Source organism: Bacillus sp. JJ783 (assembly GCF_036963225.1).
In the GTDB taxonomy this organism is placed as follows: Bacteria; Bacillota; Bacilli; order Bacillales; family Bacillaceae_G; genus Bacillus_A; species Bacillus_A cereus_U.
This window is the reverse complement of sequence record NZ_JBALMG010000036.1, coordinates 41,758-60,064: the sequence shown is the minus strand read 5'-3', so window position 1 is coordinate 60,064 and position 18,307 is coordinate 41,758. Positions and strand designations below refer to the sequence as shown.

The window sequence follows — 18,307 nt, the reverse complement described above, 5'->3', positions numbered from 1 at the left end:
CATTGGATACGGTTCATAAGCCACTAGATCGTGATAAGTCTGATAAACGTTCAGAAAAAGTTGATGTAGCTGATAAAAAACCTATTTCTATTTTAATGATGGGTGTAGATCAGCGTGGTGAAGATCAGGGACGTTCAGATTCTTTAATGTTATTTACGCTAAATCCAGCTAAAAAATCAATGAAAATTACTAGCATTCCACGTGATTCTTACACTGAAATTGTAGGAAAAGGGGAGAAAGATAAGATTAATCATGCGTATGCTTTTGGTGGAATTAATATGTCAGTAAAAACAGTAGAGAATTTCTTAAATGTTCCTGTTGATCACTATATTGAAGTGAATATGGAAGGATTTAAAGATATTGTAGATGCTGTTGGTGGAGTAGATATTAATAATGATATGGACTTTACAATTGATGGTGTTCATTACGCAAAAGGTGATTTGCATTTAAATGGAGAAAAAGCATTGTTATATTCTAGAATGAGGTATCAAGATCCACGCGGTGACTTCGGCCGCCAAATGCGCCAACGTCAAGTAATCCAAGCGGTAATTAAAAAGGGTGCAAGTGTATCTTCTTTGGCAAACTACGGTGATGTATTAAAAGCAATCGAGAAAAACGTTAAAACAAGTTTAACTCAGGATCAAATGTTTGATATTCAAAAGAACTATAAAGATTGCATACAAAATACTGAAGAAATCCAAATCCCAGGTGACGGCCACAAAGCCGCTAATGGCATTTGGTACTACTATGTTCCAGATGCAGCGAAACAAGATTTAACGAATAAGTTAAGGGCGCATCTTGAATTGACGAAGTAAGGTTGAACCCAACTCCTTTGGAAGGAGTTGGGTTTATTTTTGCATGAATTTATATTAGTATTATATGTTGTGAGATTAATAGATGAGGTGAATCGATGAATAAGAAAGCAGTTATTGTCCTGTTTATTTTTGTACTGTTTATTGCTTCGGTTGTGAGCGGTAAATTGTATTGGAATAAGAAAGTTGCGAATGCAACAGGGCAAACGAGTGAAGTAACGAAGACAAAGGCTGAAGTGAAAGATAGCGGAGCGAAGAAAGAAGAGAAAAAAGAAGATGCAAAGGCATCTTTTAATGAAGCATACGCAAAGAACTTGCCAGATGCAGTGAAAGAGAAGTTGAGGAAAGCTGCTGCGGATAAAAAGGCAGTAAATCTTGTTATTGTTGGTGATGAAGCTTCTTCATCTGAAAAAGATGCTTGGGCAGCTAAGTTAACTGCTAATTTAGAGGCTTCTTACGGTAAAGGTTTTTGGAATGTGACAGTAAAGGAATATAAGGGTGAAAGTACAGAGGAATTAATCACGAATAAACGTGATAAAGAGATTGCGAAAGAAAATCCAGATGTAATTTTATTTGAGCCACCATTTATTACTGATAACGGAAAAACTGGTAATGGAAATTCTGTAGCGAGTACACAGAAGTTTGTGCAAGCACTTTCTACTAGTGCAAAGGGTGCTACAATTATGATTCAACCATCAAATCCAGTGTATGGTGCGAAGAATTATCCGAAAGCGATTGAAGCATTAAAACAATTTGCGACGCAAAATGGTTATACATATGTTGATCATTGGACAGTTTGGCCTGATGCAACAACGAAAGAAATTTTACCGTACCTACAAGAAGAGTTTGGTTTCCCAAGTGCTAAAGGGCATGAAGTTTGGGCGCAATATGTAACGGATTATTTTGTGGCTAAGTAATGGAGGGTATATAAAAGGTATACGAGCAATCGTATACCTTTTATATTAGTAAAGTAATTAAGAAAACCTAGTAGATATGTGGGAGGAAAACAATGAACTCAATCTTAATCTGCGGCGGAGCTGGCTATATCGGTTCTCACGCTGTTAAAAAATTAGTGGATGAAGGTTTATCTGTAGTAGTAGTAGATAACTTACAAACTGGTCATGAAGATGCGATTACGGAAGGTGCGAAGTTTTATAATGGTGACCTTCGTGATAAAGCATTTTTAAGAGATGTTTTTAAACAAGAAAGTATCGAGGCGGTTATGCATTTTGCGGCTGATTCTTTAGTTGGAGTTAGTATGGAGAAGCCTCTTCAATATTATAATAACAATGTGTATGGTGCACTTTGCTTGCTAGAAGTAATGGACGAGTTTAAAGTAGATAAGTTTATTTTCTCTTCTACTGCGGCGACTTATGGTGAGGTAGATGTAGACCTTATTACTGAGGAAACGATGACAAATCCGACGAATACGTACGGAGAGACGAAGTTAGCGATTGAGAAGATGCTTCATTGGTATAGCCAAGCTTCAAATTTACGTTATAAGATTTTCAGATACTTTAATGTGGCTGGTGCAACTCCAAGTGGTATTATTGGGGAAGATCATCGCCCAGAGACACATTTAATTCCTCTTGTTTTACAAGTGGCGTTAGGTCAACGTGAGAAGATTATGATGTTTGGTGATGATTATAATACACCAGATGGTACTTGTATCCGTGATTATATTCATGTTGAAGATTTAGTGGCAGCTCATTTCTTAGGACTTAAAGACCTGCAAAATGGTGGAGAGAGTGATTTCTACAACTTAGGAAATGGTAATGGCTTCAGTGTAAAAGAAATCGTTGATGCAGTTCGTGAAGTTACGAATCATGAGATTCCTGCTGAGATAGCGCCACGAAGAGCAGGAGATCCGGCGCGCTTAGTAGCTTCTTCTCAAAAGGCGAAAGAGAAGTTAGGATGGAATCCTGAGTATGTAAGTGTGAAGACAATTATTGAGCATGCGTGGGATTGGCATCAGAAGAAACCTAATGGTTATGAGAAATAATAATTTTTAAAAACCTCAAAAGTAGTTTTTTGACTACTTTTGAGGTTTTTTTATGTATATAAAAATGAACAAATTCCAAACAATAAAATCCATCGATTCACGAATCTACCAATATGTTATGATAAATGCACTAAGTTAGTAACATACTGGGTACAAAGGATAGAAGAAACAGGTGAAGCAGATGAATAAAAGGCAACAGGAAATTTTACAAGTTTTATTATCTGAGCCGAATGAGTATTTGTTAGTGCAGGAGCTTGCTGATAGGGTAGGCTGTTCTGAGAAGACGATTCGCAATGACTTTAAAGTGATTGAGGAGTATTTAGAAAGGTATTCAGATGCAATTCTTATTCGGAAACCGGGTTTAGGTGTGTATTTAGAGATTAAGGATTATGATAAGTCGAATTTGTTCAATAGACTGTATGCTGTAAGACAGGATATAAGTTATGAATCAGATGAAGAGAGATTATTGCAAATTGCGTACAGCTTGTTGATGAGTGTCAAAACGGTTACGGTACAGGAGCTTGCCATGCGATATTTTGTCAATCGAGCTACGATTAAGAAGGATTTAGATAAAATTGAAAAGTGGTTTGAGGAACTGGAATTAGAGTTAATTTCAAAGCAAAGGGTAGGATTAACAGTAGAAGGAGAAGAGAGAAGTAAGAGGAAAGCGTTAGCTAAACTGTCAGATTTAATTCATAGTCAGGAATTAATGAATCAATTTATTAAAAAGCAATTTTTGTATCATGAAATTGAATTTGTAATAACTGAATTGAAAGCGTTACAAAAAAGATATTCTACATTTTTTACAGATGATACGTTAGAAAATCTTTTATTACATACATTGATTATGGTTCGAAGAATGAAGTTAAAACAACCAATTTCAATGCCTAAAGAGGATTTGAAAATTGTACGAGAGACGAAAGAATACGGATGGACTTTAGACTTTTTAACAAGGTTAGAGTTTGTATTTACAGTCCATTTTACTGAAGAAGAGGTGGCTTATTTAGCCATTCATATTTTAGGAGGGAAATTTCGCTATCAAGATGAATGGGAAAGAAATAAGCTCAATGTGAGTAGTCCTGTGCTTTCGCAAGTTGTATCGCATTTAATAGAGCGTATGTCTAGTTTGAATGAAATCGATTTCGGGAAGGATAAATTTTTATTAGAAGGATTGCAGATGCACCTGTATACGGCATTAAATCGTTTGCAATATAATCTTTCTGTTTCTAATCCAATGCTTCATGAAATTAAGCGAATGTATCCTTATATGTTTGATATGTTAATCCATGAGTTGGATGATGTAAATAAATTATTAAATCTACAAATTCCTGAGGAAGAAGCGGCGTATATTACTTTACATTTTCAGGCAGCGATGGAGCGTTTAAGTGATAAAAAGGTATCGAAAAATGTAATTATAGTTTGTCACATGGGAATAGGAATGTCGCAATTATTACGAACAAAAATTGAAAGAAAGTTTCGGTATGTTCATGTGATGGATTGTATAGCAAAGTCCGATTTAGAAGAGTATTTGATGAAAAATCAGAAGGTAGAGCTTATAATTTCTACGATTGATCTTCCACAGTTAAAGATTCCTCATTATGTCGTATCTCCTTTATTAGAGCAGAGTGAAGAAAATAAATTAGAGGATTTTATGAAGAAGTTAGATGAACCACTTTCTAATGAAAATAAGGACTTTGTGTTATTGAATTACACGACTCCTTTTCTGGTCTTCCTACAACAAGAAGTAGAGCATCGTTATGAATTAATTGAAAGATTAGCGAAATCTCTTTATGAAAAGGGATATGTAGAGAGAGAGTATATTGAAAATGCAATTGCTAGAGATAGAATGTCAGCAACGACAATTGGTGCAGGTGTCGCTATCCCGCATGGAAGTCCTAAGCTAATTAAACAATCCGTAATTGCAGTCGCTACGCTTAAGGAACCATTGGATTGGGGAGTAGAGAAGGTATCGCTTGTATTTATGCTGGCGGTTAAGAGTGATGGAAAGGAAGTTACGAAACAACTATTTCATGAGCTATCTTTTATAAGTGAGCAACCTATTTTTGTTCAGAAGCTTATAAAGGAAACGAATATAATGAAATTTTTATCTCATTTGAGATATGAATAGGTAAGGCGAGAAGCCTTACCTATTTTGTTTGCTTCGGTAAAAAAGTGTTTTTTCCGGAGGTTACGGTAAAAAAGAAAACTTTTATGAATCAAATCTTGATATATATTACTTGTAGGCGCTTACATAAGGTTGAGGAGGATTAAAATGAAAGTACTAGCGATTACATCGTGTCCAAATGGGATTGCTCATACTTATATGGCTGCAGAAAACTTACAAAAAGCAGCAGATAAATTAGGAGTTCAAATGAAAGTTGAAACACAAGGTGGTATAGGTGTTGAAAATGAACTTACTGAGCAAGAAATTCGTGAAGCAGATGGCATCATTATAGCTGCAGATCGAGTAGTAAATAAAGATAGATTCGTAGGTAAAAAGCTACTAGTTGTAGGAGTTAAAGACGGTATTCGTAAACCGGAGGAGCTAATTCAAAACATAGTAGATGGTAATGTTCCTGTTTATCATTCGGATGTGAAAAAAACAGGAAATGATTCACAAGGAAGAAAACAAAATCCAATATACCGTCATTTAATGAATGGTGTATCGTTCATGGTTCCTTTCATTGTGGTAGGGGGATTATTAATTGCAATTGCATTAACACTTGGTGGTGAGAAAACTCCTGGCGGTTTAGTAATACCAGAAGGGTCTTTTTGGAAAACAATTGAGCAAATAGGTGGAGCTTCATTTTCATTTATGGTTCCAATTCTAGCTGGATATATTGCTTATAGTATAGCTGATAAGCCTGGGCTTGTTCCTGGTATGATTGGCGGATATATCGCAGCAACAGGAAGTTTCTATGGTAGTGAGAGTGGGGCTGGCTTCTTAGGAGGAATTATCGCAGGTTTCTTAGCCGGTTATGTAGCTTTAGGAATTAAAAAGTTAAAAGTACCAAAAGCGCTACAACCAATTATGCCAATTATTATCATTCCGGTATTTACATCGCTTATTGTTGGTTTAGCCTTTGTATTTATTATAGGTGCTCCTGTAGCACAAGTATTTGAATCATTAACGGCTTGGTTAGCGGGTATGCAAGGTTCAAGTTCAATTCTTTTAGCATTAATCTTAGGGGCAATGATTTCATTCGATATGGGTGGTCCGGTAAATAAAGTAGCATTCTTATTTGGTTCTGCAATGATTGGAGAAGGAAATTATGAAATTATGGGGCCGATTGCAGCGGCAATTTGTATTCCACCAATCGGGATGGGACTTGCTACATTTATAGGAAAGAACAAATTTCAAGAGTCAGAAAGAGAAATGGGGAAAGCCTCATTTACGATGGGCTTATTCGGTATTACAGAAGGCGCTATTCCGTTTGCAGCGCAGGATCCATTACGTGTGATTCCAAGTATTATGGCTGGCTCAATGACTGGTGCTGTTATTGCAATGATTGGTAATGTGGGTGATAGAGTAGCACATGGTGGGCCAATTGTCGCTGTACTGGGAGCAGTGGATAATGTATTTATGTTCTTTGTTGCTATTATTGTAGGTTCTACTGTAACAGCAGTCGTTGTGAACGTATTAAAGAAAGATATTTCAAAAGTTGAAGAAATACAAGAATCAAAAGAAATGAAAGAAGTTTCAGCAACAAAGGAAGTAGCGGAAGTTCAAGAGCAAGTAATAGAAAAGAAAGCTGAAAAGGTAGAAATTCAGAAGTTAACAGATATAACGAGCTTAGAGCTTATTGATATTAACCTATCGGGAGAGACACGTGACGATATTATTGATGAAATGATTGGGAAATTAAATACTGTAGGTGCTTTACATTCTGATTCGGAATTTAAGCAAGCTATTATGAATCGTGAAGCAGAGAGCACTACAGGAATTGGAATGAATATTGCGATCCCTCATGGGAAATCGGATGCAGTAAAAAAACCGAGTGTTGTATTTGGAATTAAGCAATCAGGAGTAAATTGGAAAAGTTTAGACGGAACGGATGCAAAATTAATATTTATGATCGCAGTTCCGAAAGAGAGTGAAGGGAATGAACATTTGAAGATTCTTCAAATGCTTTCACGAAAACTTATGGATGATAGCTATAGAGAGAGATTAATATCCGTCCAAACGAAAGAGGAAGCACATAAATTATTAGATGACATCGTATAAAATGGAGGATTTTAATCATGACAGAACCGTTATTTTTTGCACCCGTTTTTAAAGAAAGAATTTGGGGTGGTACGAAATTAACTTCTTTCGGATATGAAATACCATCAGAACAAACGGGAGAATGTTGGGCGTTTGCTGCGCATCAGAACGGACAAAGTGTAGTTAAGAGCGGAAAGTATAAAGGCTTATCTTTAGGACAATTGTGGAATAATCATCGAGAGTTATTTGGGAATATTGAGGGGGATCGTTTCCCTCTTCTTACAAAAATTTTAGATGCAAATCGTGACTTATCTGTTCAAGTACATCCGAATGATGAGTATGCACGTATAAATGAAAATGGTGAGCTAGGAAAGACTGAATGCTGGTATGTCATTGATTGCAAAGAGGATGCTGAGATTATTTATGGGCATCATGCAAAGACAAAGGATGAACTAGTAGATATGGTTGAACAAGGGGAGTGGGACAAGCTATTACAACGTGTAAAAGTGAAGCCAGGTGATTTTTTCTTTGTTCCGAGTGGAACGGTTCATGCAATTGGTGAAGGCATTTTAATATTAGAAACGCAACAAAACTCTGATACTACTTATCGATTATACGATTATAATAGGAGAGATTCAGAGGGAGAATTACGTGAACTGCATCTTGAGAAAAGTATTGAAGTGATAGAAACACCATTTGTTTCAGACCAACGAACTGTTCAATATGAAAAAATAGAGGATTTACATGTAACAAGGTTTATGGAGTGCTCTTATTTTTCAGTGAGAAAATGGGAGTTAGACGGAGTGGTTAACTTGACGCAAAAAAGTCCATTTCTTCTCGTAAGTGTAATAGATGGAGAAGGAGAGTTGGTACATGGAACTGAGAAATATTCATTTGAGCAAGGAGATCATCTCATATTACCAAGTGACTTTGGGGAATATAGGATTGTAGGACGTGCTGAATTTATTATTGCGAGCGTATAAGAGAATATATAACAGGAGAGAGTATCGTCGACAAAATATGTTCGACAATATCCTCTCTTTTTTTGTATGATTTTTGCTATACTAAACTGTACTATAATACAGGATGAAAGGAGGAGAATGATGAAAATACTTGTAGTAGATGATGAATCGAGTATTCGTAATTTGATTCGGATGCAGTTAGAGATGGAAGGATATGAAGTGTTGACGGCGGCTGATGGGAGAGAAGCTTTAGATAGATGGAATGAGCAGCCGGATGTACTTATTTTAGATGTAATGCTTCCTGATACGGATGGGTATGAGTTATTACGTTTATTCCGGGAGAAGGATCGTGATATTCCGGTGCTTATGCTGACAGCGAAGAGTCAGATGAATGATAAGTTACTTGGTCTTCAGCTTGGAGCTGATGATTATGTGACGAAGCCTTTTAATTATGCGGAGCTTATTCTTCGGGTGAAGAATATGAGCCGGCGTGTGAAGAAGGAGGAGGCAACTGTAAGTCATGAAGTAATTCGCGCAGGTGAGTTAGTGATTTGTCCTAAGGAGAGAAAGGTTCATGTGGGTGGACAGGAGATTCAGTTAACGTACCGAGAGTTTAATTTATGTCAGTTGTTTGTTTCGAATCCGCAACGTGTGTTTATGAGGGATGAGTTACTCGAGAAAGTGTGGGGTTTTGAGTATATAGGGAATACGAGAGCGGTTGATATTATGGTGCAGAGGCTTCGAAAGAAACTTGGTTCGAACGGGGAGTATATTAAGACAATTTATGGCGTTGGCTATAAGATAGATTGTTAAGTGGTGATGATATGTCTTTAAAACGAAATATGGTGTTTGGGATAGTTGGATTGTTGATTCCAATTCTTGTTCTTTTGTATGCGGTTGTTTATATTGCACTGGAGAAGAATGTGTATCATAATGCGGCGGATTCCTTAGAAAAGTTAAGTGTGGAAGCGCAAATGTATACGATGAATTATTTAGAGAAGGAAGCAGAAGTGGAGACGCTAGGTCCTAATTCGCTTTTAATTGCTTCGTATTTAGCGAAGCGAATGGATGTCCGGGTGCAGATGATTGGGAAGAATGGGGATGTTGTTGCAGATACACAAAAGGGAGCGTTACTTCATCGGAATATTGATATTGGGAGTTCTTTGAAGGGAAAGAAATCTTATGTTTTCGAGGAGGGAGACCCAGCTCCAATTCTTTTGTTTTCAAGTCCGGTTTATTATGGAAACGATGTCATTGGTAGTATTCGTTTTATAAATGAGTTAACGGATGAGAAGGAAGTTTTAACAAATGTGAGTTGGACGTTTTTAATGACGTCTCTTTGTTTAGTAGCTGCTGGTATTTTCTTTGCGATTCGTTTGGCGAAGTCTCTTCATAAACCAATTGATCAGTTAAGGCAAATGGCGCATCGGCTTGCGAATGGAGATTATGAAAGTAAGATTGAGCTGAATGAGTATGTGGAAATTGCGCAGCTTTCAGCGTCCTTTAATGCGATGGCTGATGGGATTGAGCTGCATATTAAGCAGTTGAAGGAAGAGAAAGAGAAACAGAAAGATTTCTTGGACCGCATTACGCATGAGCTGAAAACACCGCTTACGGCAATTATCGGTTATGTGGATTTAATTCCGAAGTTACAATCGAAGGAGGATGTGCAGGAGAGTCTTCGTTATGTGGCTGTAGAAAGTGAGCGTCTATTATCACTTGTAGAGGAATTACTTAAGTCTTCCAAGTACGGGAAGAGTACGTTTGAAGTGTCACCTACAGTCGTGAATATTAAAGAATTGGCAGAAGAAGCAATTTTGATTGTGAAACTCAGGTTGCAGCAGTTTGAAATTGAAGTTATGAATGAGTTAACAGAAGTACACGTCGTTGCGGATTTTGATAAGACGAAGCAAATTTTCTTGAATGTGCTTGATAATGCGATTAAATATAGTGATGCTACGCAAGTTCGTATGAATGTAATTATAAATGAGCAGGAAGCGAAGGTTTTTGTTCATGATGATGGTATTGGTATGGATGAAGGTGTGCTTGCAGAATGGAATGAGTCTCCGGAAGGTAAGGTGCTCCCTTCTAGTTATGGGAATGGCTATGGCTTATACATTTGTCAGGAGATTATGAGGAAGCAGGGCGGAAGTATGCGAATTGAGAGTAGTGAAGAAATGGGAACTATAATATGTATGACATTTTTACTTCCGAGACGGATGGAAGACATAAAAAACTTGAAAGCGGTTAAATGATACATTTATGAAACAATTATGCGGTATTTTCGAAACAACGTTTTTTTATCTTGGAGGTAGGCAGAAATGAAAAGGCTATCATTTCAAATTCTTATGTTTGTCTTTTGTATGATCGTTTCTCTTATTTTGTTTTATGTTATTGAGAAGCAAATATACAACCGAATTACAATTGTGGATGACAAACAAGCCGTTTTACAAAGAGTGAATGAATCCCTTCCTACTGAAGTGAAAGTAAGGCATGAGAAGTGGGGAGAAATTGTTGTAACGGATGAAGTTCGTTTGCATACGATTGTTTCATTCTTTGACCGAATTCGAATAGAGCCGAGAGAAGCTAAGAATCAAGAACAAGTATTTACTGGAGAAGTAACGTACTTGAATGGACATAAACGTACTTTTGCAGTAGGTGACTTGTTCCAGTATGAGGCTAATGTATACGGAAAGAATGGCACGGATCCGATGATCTCAGCATTTCAAACGTATTTGTTAAGTCTGTATTATACACCAGAGCGCATTAGTAATTTCTTTGCGGAGGCAAAGGAAGTTGTAGTGAGGCAAGGGGATATAATAGGTACTATAGATCTTACGCAAATATTTGATTCTATTCGATACGCAAAGCAAATTACAGATTACGGAGAAATTCAGAAATTATTACAATCACAGAATGAGCCGATTGCTTATGTTACTGCTTATAAAACAGGTAAGCGTGTAAAGAATGAGCGGGAAGATATTCTAACTATTTCTGTGTATCCATCGTACTTTGTTGTGCAATATCTCGGTGATAATAACGGGAATGTCATGTATATGAAGGGCTCCCTAGCAGAGTTATTTGTAAAGGAGAATGTGTCATGAGAAAGATAGCCTTTTTCTTCTTTTTGCTAGTAATCGGAGGAGCGATGTCTAGTTGCTCTCGAGATACAACCTCTATTAAATATAATAAAAGTGGTCTCCCTATTTTGAATGATCGTCATCTCGTTGCATATGTAGCTGCCCGTGAGGAAGTTGGTGAGGCTTTGCTTTCGTCATTTTGTAAAACACGCGGGTGTACATATGAATTTATTCGCTTATCGACAGAAGAACTTCTTCGGAGAGTAGAAGAGGAAGCTGGAAATCCGAAGGCGGATATTATTATTGGCGGCACAGTGGATGCGCATCAAATGATGAAGCAAAAGAACCTTTCTATTCCAGTTATGAGCCAGCATGCGAACCGTATTTCAAAGACTGTTAAAGATAAAGACGGTTATTGGTACGGTTATGAAGTGGAGAAACTGGCAATCGCGATTAATAAAGAGCGGTGGAATGAAGAAATAGCACCGCTCGGTCTTCCATATCCATCAAGGTGGCAAGATTTATTAGATCCGGTATATACGGGTAAGATTGCAATACCTGATCCAAATGTTTCTGGCACAGCATATACTTTGTTTCAATCACTTATTGATACTTTAGGTGAAGAAGAAGCGAAAGAGTATGTTAAGAATCTTGCAAGGCAAGTTGGTGAAGTAACGGTGAATGGTTATATGCCCGCAGAACTGGTTGCGAGCGGTGAATATATGATAGGCATCAATTTTGCGGGAGATCAGAGAATGCTTCAGAAACAAGGCTTTCCTATTGTAAGTAATGAACCTGAGCAAACAGGATTATCTGTTAATGCGATTTCGAAACTGAAGCGTGCACCGAGTGGTTTTATTGCGGACTTATTTATTGATTATTGTTTATCAGAAGAAGCGGGGCACATTTTAGAAAAAGTTTCGTTTGGCGTACCAACGATGTTTGCGAAGAATCAGAAAGAGATAGAAGGTCAGCCGGTTAGAAGGACGAACAAAAATATATCAAATAGTGGAATAATCGAGATATGGAATAGACAACGTCTCTCTCAGCAGTGAGAAAAGGAGACGAGAGAATATGTTTAAATGGCTTAAGCCAGCACCTACAATTGAGAGATTACCAGCGGATATGATCGACCGTGTATATAAATTACTACGTATTCGTGTGTTAATCGGGATTTCAGTTGGATATGCAGCTTATTATTTAGTTCGTAGTAACTTTAATTTATCTACTACGTATTTAGTAGACGAGTTCGGATTTAGCACGACACAAATCGGTTTATTAGGGGCAGTAATGGCTGTTGTTTATGGACTTAGTAAATTCTTCATGGGGAATTTATCGGATAAGGCATTTGCTCAACGATTTATTGCAGTAGGTTTATTTTTATCTGGGCTTGTTAATATTTGTTTCGGCTATGCATCTTCCTTTGGGATGATTTTAACTTTACTTGTTCTAAACGGTATTGTACAAGGTATGGGAGCACCACCTTGTAGTATTGTTATGACGAAATGGTTTTCAAAGAAAGAACGTGGTACGAAAACAGGTCTTTGGAATATTTCACATAACGTTGGTGGATTACTTGTTCCGCCATTCATTGGAATTGGTGTAGGCATTTTTGGTGAAAGTCATTGGCAAGGTGGCGTATTTATTTTCCCAGCGATTATCGCTATGGTGATTTCAGTTCTAGTATGGATTAATGCGAAGGATACACCAGAATCTGAAGGTCTTCCTCCAATTGATGAGTATCGTAATGACTATGAAAATCTTGAAAAAGCAGATAATGCTAATAAGATGTCGTCAAAAGAAATTTTAATGAAATATGTAGTGAAAAATAAATTTGTTTGGTTCTTATGTATTGCCAATGCATTTGTTTACTTAATTCGCTTCGGTGTTATTAACTGGGTACCAATTTACTTAACAACAGTTAAAGGTTTTACAAAAACAGAAGCGCATGCGGCGTATTCAATATTTGAGGCAGCAGCGATTCCAAGTTCTTTAATTGTTGGATTTTTAAGCGATAAATTATTTAAAGGGAAACGTATGCCATTATGTGTTATGAGTATGGCCGGGGTTGTTGTTGGTACGGTTGTATATTGGCAAGCGACTAGCATACTTGTTGTGAGTATTGCAGTTTCTGTTATCGGTTGTTTAATTTATGTACCACAGTTTTTAATTGGTTTAAGTGCAATGGAATTAGTACCGAAATTTGCAGTAGGTACAACAGTTGGTATGTGTGGTCTGTTCGGTTATGTTGGAGGAAGCTTCGTAGCAAACGCAGCAATTGGTATTATTGTTGATCGTTCTGGCTGGGATGGTTGCTTCATATTACTGTTAGCAGGCGGTATTTTATCAACAGTATTCTTGCTAATCGTTCAAATGGGACATGAGAGAAAAGCTCCTAAAGCGGCGTAATATTTTATTCAGAAAAGCTATCCAATTATCATTTTGGATGGCTTTTTCTATATAATATAATCTTTCCTTAAAACTATCTTAAAAGATAGGATGTCATATTTCTAATCATTGGTATTTTTGTTACAATATAAATGATTGTGTAAAACTTTGTAAAATGAGTGTAACAATGTAAGTGGAACTCTTGTTTTCAGAAAGTTTTATATAATTAAATATCTATTAAACTATAAGATATAAAAAGGAGCGAGAATATGTTACCAAATACGGTTCGTACTCCAAACAAGAAGAAGAAATGGATTATTATCGGGGTTATTGCACTAATTGTTATTGTTGCAGCAGTTAATATTTTTGTTATGCAAGGTAAGAAGAAAGGTACGGCGAAGACAGATGCTGTAAGTTTTGAGAAAGTGACAGAGCGTAAGCTTAATAATACGAAATTAATTTCTGGTCAAGTGAAGCCAGGAAATATTGAAAGTTTCTATGCGGATCCGACTAAAGGAAAAGTGAAAGATATTGCAGTGAAAGAAGGACAAGAAGTAGAAAAAGGAACGAAATTATTCTCTTATGATAATGAAGAAATTAATCTTCAAATGAAGCAAGCTGATCTTGATCAGAAGATGGCTGATATGCGTTACGATCAAGGGAAAAAGAAGATTGATTCATTGAAGAAAGAAATTAAGAAGGTAAAAGATAGTGGGGCTGGGAAAGAAGTAACAGACCAAATGGAAGAGCAAGTAAGTGAGTTAGAAATGGCACAAAAGACAACTGACCTTGAGAAAGAAAAAGGAAAGTTACAAAAAGAAGAGTTAAGTAAAAAACAGAACGAACTTACGATTTATAGTAATTTTACTGGTGTTGTACAAAAGTTAGATAAAGATGCAGCGCAAAGTTCAGCTCAGGCGTTAGGTGGTCAAGGGAAAGCATTCTTACAAGTAGCTTCTAAAGACCCGTTCCAAGTTCAAGGGACTTTAACAGAGCTTCAAAAGTCACAAATTCAAAAAGATCAAACGTTCACTGTAACTGCGAAAGCAAATAATAAGAAGAAGTGGACAGGTAAGATTACGGAAGTAAGTGAATTCCCAACGAGTGCAGAGATGGCTCAAGCTGCTGGTGAGGGAACTCAAAATATGTCTCAATATACATATAAAGCAAGTCTTGATAGCCAAGATGGTTTATCTCCAGGTTATCACGTTTCGCTGCAAGTAAATTTAGAGAATAAGAAGATGATTGCTGTTCCAACTAAGAGCATTGTAGAAAAAGGCGAAGATGCATTTGTTTATATCGAAGAAAAAGGAAAGCTTCGTAAACAAAATGTGAAAAAAGGTGCTACTGATGGAGACTGGACAGAGATTGTTGAAGGCGCAACAGTGGGGCAAAAGGTGGTTAAAAATCCTTCCGACAACGTGTATGACGGAATGGAAGTGAAAGAGAAATGATTACGTTAAATAATATTTCTAAAACGTATTATCAAGGGAAGTTGGCAGTGCCGATCTTACATGGTATTAGTTTAACGATTCAAAGCGGTGAGTTTATTTCGATTATGGGACCATCTGGTTCAGGTAAATCAACGCTTATGAATATTATCGGTTGTTTAGATCGTCCAACAGAGGGCGAATATATGCTGAATGATGTGAATATCTTAACAGCAGACGAGTCAAAACTAGCTTTAATTCGTAATGAGTATATCGGTTTTGTGTTCCAGCACTTTAATTTATTACCACGTCTTTCTGCGGTGGAAAACGTTGAACTTCCGCTCATCTATGGTGGAGTAAAGAAAGCAGAGCGTCGTCAAAGAGCTCTGGACGCACTTAGCAAGGTTGGTTTATCAGACAGAGTTCATCATTTGCCGAGTGAGTTATCAGGTGGACAGAAGCAGCGTGTCGCGATTGCAAGGTCGATTGCGAATAACCCAACGTTTATTATGGCCGATGAGCCGACAGGTGCGCTCGATACGAAGTCTGGTGCACAAGTTATGGATATTTTCACAAAGCTCAATGCAGAAGGTACGACGATTGTTATGGTTACACATGAAGAGGAAGTAGCAGCGTATTCTTCCCGCCGCATTGTACTGCGAGATGGGAAAATTACAGAAGATAGAAGGTGTGCGGTATGAGTTTACTAGATAGTATAAAAATTGCCCTATCTTCTATTTTAGCTCATAAACTGCGTTCAGCTCTTACGATGCTCGGTATTATTATCGGCGTTGGTTCTATTATTACTGTCGTTGCAATTGGGCAAGGCGGAGAAGCGATGTTGAAGTCGAAATTCGCAGGTTCTGGTGGTAATAACCTTATGCCAATTCAATTTAAACCAGATATTAATGATGAGTTTGCTATGGGTGGATTTCAAATACCGAAGTTAACTGAAGAGGATATTTTGGAAGTAAAACAAGTGAAAGATGTTTCACACGTTATTACGACAAACCAGAATTCAGAGGTACTTGATGTAAATGATAAAAAAGCAAATCTGAATGTTATTGGTCTTGATAATGAATATTTTGCAGTTAATAAAGTAAAGGTCGTAAAGGGACGTACTTTAAATGAATCAGATATTTCTCATGCAAATAACGTTGTGATGATTAGTACAAAAACAGAAGAGACGTTATTTAAGGACGTAAACCCAGTTGGACAAATTATTGAGATGAAGGGGCAGCCAATGCAAATTATTGGTGTGTATAGATCTGATAATGAGTTTATGGGATTTGAAATGGAAGAAGCGTTAATCCCCCTTACGTTATGGCCTGTTTTATATGGAACAGATGATATTCAAAATATCGCAATTCAAGCTAAAAATGTAGACGATTTAGAAGTAGCTGGGAAACAAGCTGTTGATGTATTAAATAGTCGTAAGCCAAGTGAAATTCCAGGTAAATATGAACTGGTGAATTTAAAAGAATTCCAAGAAAATGTTTCTAAAGTAACTGGTATTATGACGATGATTATCGGCGGTATCGCTGGTATTTCATTAGTCGTTGGTGGTATTGGCGTTATGAACATTATGCTCGTATCTGTAACGGAGCGTACGCGTGAAATTGGAGTACGTAAAGCACTTGGAGCAACACGTAGTAAAATTTTATTACAGTTCTTAATTGAAGCAGTTATGTTAACGCTTCTAGGTGGTTTGATAGGAATTGGTCTTGGGTATGGCGGGGCATATATTGTTTCCACATTTGCGAAGTGGCCACCGCTCGTTTCATGGGAAGTTGTCGTTGGAGGCGTATTGTTCTCTATGACACTTGGTATTATCTTCGGATTAATTCCAGCAAACAAAGCTGCGAAATTAGATCCAATTGAAGCACTGCGTTATGAGTAAGTAATAGTGTAGTAGAGAGGGGGCTCTCTACTACACGTTACCGTTCTAGTGGGCGGTTCGTAGCCTCTACATGAGGATGTGAACCGCCCGTTAGAACGGGTTATATAAATAGAAGGAGGCGTTATAATGGAAGCGAATATTAATACGCAAAAAGTTGGTGGAGAGAAGCCGTCATTATTTGGAATGATTACATCTCCAGGCTTACAGTTTGAGCGAATGAAGACGAGCGAAAAAGTTTGGGGTATGTTTTTCTTAGTTGCATTGTTACAAGGACTTGTAGGCAGTTTGACGACTTATGTCGTGAACACATCACCTGAAATGATTAAGCTGCAGAAAGAATTAGGTGAATTTTCTGGAAAGAGTTCTCTTACGTCAGAAGTTATTTATGGTGGTGTATCAAGCTTTGTAGGAACAATGATTGGTGCATTATTTGTCGCAGCTATTTATAAAATATTTATGATGTTCTTTGGAAATGATACGTCTTATAAAAAAATATTAACGATTGTTATATATACGAATATTGTTCTTATTCTTGGTGGACTTATTAATGGCGTTATAGCTTTAATTTTAGATGGTGGAGCAACGCAATATACAAGCTTGGGGCCATTATTTGAACAAGGTTCAATGGCATATGGAATCGGTAATACGATTGAATTGTTCTATTTATGGAATTTAGTATTAATTTGGTTGGGATTACAAGTTACAGCTGGATTAAGTAAAGTGAAAGCAGCTGTTCCGATTATCATTTTATTCATTATTAAGGCAGTATTCTTAGCGGCAATTGTTATGTTAATTGCGGCATTTTTACCTAATATGCCAATATAATAAGGAGGCGTTATAATGGAAGCGAATATTAATACGCAAAATGTAGGTGCGAAGAAGCCATCATTATTAGGAATGATTACATCTCCAGGTTTGCAGTTTGAGAGAATGAAGACTAGTAATGCGGTTTGGGGTGCGTTTTGGATACTTGTTTTATTAGGAGCAATTATTGGTGGACTTGCTGCTTATGTAGGCTCTTTAACCCCAGAAGCCATTAAGCTTAATAAGGAGTTAGGTTTTGACGTTCCACCTGCAGTGACGTTTGGTATGGGATTCGGAATTGGTGCTTTAGGTATGGGGATAAGTTTCTTCATTAGTGCAGCGGTGTATAAAGTATTAATGATGTTTATGAGCAATGATACTTCTTATAAGAAATTATTAACAATTAGCGTATATTCAAGCATTATTTCATTACTTGGCGTATTGTTGAATACGGTTTTAGCGTTTGTTTTAGGTGGATCAGGACAAGAAATGTATACTGGATTAGGTCCTATCTTTGCTTCAAGTAGCGGGGTTGTAAAAGGTATTGCAAGTAAATTTGAAGTATTTACAATTTGGGGATTTGTTATAACGTGGTTAGGTCTTCAAATTACGGCAAGTTTAAGTAAAAAGCAGGCAACAACTATTACTATTGTCTTCTTTGTCTTAACTCTTGGACTGGGTGCGTTACAAGGTATGTTCCAATAATAAAATAAAAAAGGTGACTC

16 protein-coding genes are annotated in these 18,307 nt (G+C 37.0%); all 16 read left to right on the top strand.

Annotated features, from left to right (window positions below; translation table 11 throughout):
• Window positions 1–815: polyisoprenyl-teichoic acid--peptidoglycan teichoic acid transferase TagU (gene tagU, locus V7038_RS07490; protein WP_335469724.1), on the top strand; the 815-nt coding region annotated here is incomplete at its 5' end.
• Window positions 816–910: 95 nt separating this feature from the next.
• Entirely contained in the window at window positions 911–1,729 is an 819-nt protein-coding gene (locus tag V7038_RS07485; RefSeq protein ID WP_335469722.1) for an SGNH/GDSL hydrolase family protein, read from the top strand.
• 92 nt (window positions 1,730–1,821) lie between these two features.
• Window positions 1,822–2,814, top strand: a complete 993-nt coding sequence (gene galE, locus V7038_RS07480) for a UDP-glucose 4-epimerase GalE (protein ID WP_335469720.1) — start codon at window positions 1,822–1,824, stop codon at window positions 2,812–2,814.
• A 181-nt stretch (window positions 2,815–2,995) separates the two neighbouring features.
• Window positions 2,996–4,942: a BglG family transcription antiterminator gene (locus tag V7038_RS07475; RefSeq protein ID WP_335469718.1), complete on the top strand. Its 1,947-nt coding sequence runs from the start codon at window positions 2,996–2,998 to the stop codon at window positions 4,940–4,942.
• 144 nt (window positions 4,943–5,086) lie between these two features.
• The gene (locus tag V7038_RS07470; RefSeq protein WP_335469716.1) at window positions 5,087–7,039 is read left to right on the top strand and encodes a PTS fructose transporter subunit IIABC; all 1,953 of its coding nucleotides are present in this window, start codon (window positions 5,087–5,089) and stop codon (window positions 7,037–7,039) included.
• Between the two features lie 17 nt (window positions 7,040–7,056).
• The gene (gene manA, locus V7038_RS07465) at window positions 7,057–8,001 is read left to right on the top strand and encodes a mannose-6-phosphate isomerase, class I (RefSeq protein ID WP_002112970.1); all 945 of its coding nucleotides are present in this window, start codon (window positions 7,057–7,059) and stop codon (window positions 7,999–8,001) included.
• 120 nt (window positions 8,002–8,121) lie between these two features.
• Window positions 8,122–8,793, top strand: a complete 672-nt coding sequence (locus tag V7038_RS07460; protein WP_335469714.1) for a response regulator transcription factor — start codon at window positions 8,122–8,124, stop codon at window positions 8,791–8,793.
• Window positions 8,794–8,804: 11 nt separating this feature from the next.
• A complete protein-coding gene (locus V7038_RS07455; protein ID WP_335469712.1) occupies window positions 8,805–10,235 on the top strand; it encodes a sensor histidine kinase in 1,431 nt (476 codons plus the stop codon).
• Between the two features lie 66 nt (window positions 10,236–10,301).
• Window positions 10,302–11,084 (top strand): DUF3919 family protein, encoded by a 783-nt coding sequence (locus tag V7038_RS07450; RefSeq protein ID WP_098988427.1) that lies wholly within the window; start codon window positions 10,302–10,304, stop codon window positions 11,082–11,084.
• The gene (locus V7038_RS07445; RefSeq protein ID WP_335469710.1) at window positions 11,081–12,115 is read left to right on the top strand and encodes an ABC transporter substrate-binding protein; all 1,035 of its coding nucleotides are present in this window, start codon (window positions 11,081–11,083) and stop codon (window positions 12,113–12,115) included. The genes V7038_RS07450 and V7038_RS07445 overlap by 4 nt, the downstream gene beginning before the upstream one ends.
• Before the next feature lie 19 nt (window positions 12,116–12,134).
• Window positions 12,135–13,469, top strand: a complete 1,335-nt coding sequence (locus V7038_RS07440; RefSeq protein ID WP_335469708.1) for an MFS transporter — start codon at window positions 12,135–12,137, stop codon at window positions 13,467–13,469.
• Between the two features lie 248 nt (window positions 13,470–13,717).
• Entirely contained in the window at window positions 13,718–14,902 is a 1,185-nt protein-coding gene (locus V7038_RS07435; protein ID WP_335469706.1) for an efflux RND transporter periplasmic adaptor subunit, read from the top strand.
• On the top strand, window positions 14,899–15,579 hold the full coding sequence (locus V7038_RS07430; protein WP_002198814.1) for an ABC transporter ATP-binding protein: 681 nt from the start codon (window positions 14,899–14,901) through the stop codon (window positions 15,577–15,579). The genes V7038_RS07435 and V7038_RS07430 overlap by 4 nt, the downstream gene beginning before the upstream one ends.
• On the top strand, window positions 15,576–16,778 hold the full coding sequence (locus V7038_RS07425; protein ID WP_002198815.1) for an ABC transporter permease: 1,203 nt from the start codon (window positions 15,576–15,578) through the stop codon (window positions 16,776–16,778). Before V7038_RS07430 ends, V7038_RS07425 begins: the two co-directional genes overlap by 4 nt.
• Window positions 16,779–16,904: 126 nt before the next feature.
• Window positions 16,905–17,603, top strand: coding sequence for a Yip1 family protein (locus tag V7038_RS07420; RefSeq protein ID WP_335469703.1), 699 nt, complete (start codon window positions 16,905–16,907; stop codon window positions 17,601–17,603).
• A 15-nt stretch (window positions 17,604–17,618) separates the two neighbouring features.
• Window positions 17,619–18,287, top strand: a complete 669-nt coding sequence (locus V7038_RS07415) for a Yip1 family protein (RefSeq protein ID WP_335469701.1) — start codon at window positions 17,619–17,621, stop codon at window positions 18,285–18,287.
• Window positions 18,288–18,307: the final 20 nt, after the last annotated feature.

Bases quoted from the DNA above. Each gene is read 5' to 3' on its own strand.
- V7038_RS07485 (WP_335469722.1), top strand. From the start codon at position 911: ATGAATAAGAAAGCAGTTATTGTCCTGTTTATTTTTGTACTGTTTATT.
- galE (WP_335469720.1), top strand. From the start codon at position 1,822: ATGAACTCAATCTTAATCTGCGGCGGAGCTGGCTATATCGGTTCTCAC.
- V7038_RS07475 (WP_335469718.1), top strand. From the start codon at position 2,996: ATGAATAAAAGGCAACAGGAAATTTTACAAGTTTTATTATCTGAGCCG.
- V7038_RS07470 (WP_335469716.1), top strand. From the start codon at position 5,087: ATGAAAGTACTAGCGATTACATCGTGTCCAAATGGGATTGCTCATACT.
- manA (WP_002112970.1), top strand. From the start codon at position 7,057: ATGACAGAACCGTTATTTTTTGCACCCGTTTTTAAAGAAAGAATTTGG.
- V7038_RS07460 (WP_335469714.1), top strand. From the start codon at position 8,122: ATGAAAATACTTGTAGTAGATGATGAATCGAGTATTCGTAATTTGATT.
- V7038_RS07455 (WP_335469712.1), top strand. From the start codon at position 8,805: ATGTCTTTAAAACGAAATATGGTGTTTGGGATAGTTGGATTGTTGATT.
- V7038_RS07450 (WP_098988427.1), top strand. From the start codon at position 10,302: ATGAAAAGGCTATCATTTCAAATTCTTATGTTTGTCTTTTGTATGATC.
- V7038_RS07445 (WP_335469710.1), top strand. From the start codon at position 11,081: ATGAGAAAGATAGCCTTTTTCTTCTTTTTGCTAGTAATCGGAGGAGCG.
- V7038_RS07440 (WP_335469708.1), top strand. From the start codon at position 12,135: ATGTTTAAATGGCTTAAGCCAGCACCTACAATTGAGAGATTACCAGCG.
- V7038_RS07435 (WP_335469706.1), top strand. From the start codon at position 13,718: ATGTTACCAAATACGGTTCGTACTCCAAACAAGAAGAAGAAATGGATT.
- V7038_RS07430 (WP_002198814.1), top strand. From the start codon at position 14,899: ATGATTACGTTAAATAATATTTCTAAAACGTATTATCAAGGGAAGTTG.
- V7038_RS07425 (WP_002198815.1), top strand. From the start codon at position 15,576: ATGAGTTTACTAGATAGTATAAAAATTGCCCTATCTTCTATTTTAGCT.
- V7038_RS07420 (WP_335469703.1), top strand. From the start codon at position 16,905: ATGGAAGCGAATATTAATACGCAAAAAGTTGGTGGAGAGAAGCCGTCA.
- V7038_RS07415 (WP_335469701.1), top strand. From the start codon at position 17,619: ATGGAAGCGAATATTAATACGCAAAATGTAGGTGCGAAGAAGCCATCA.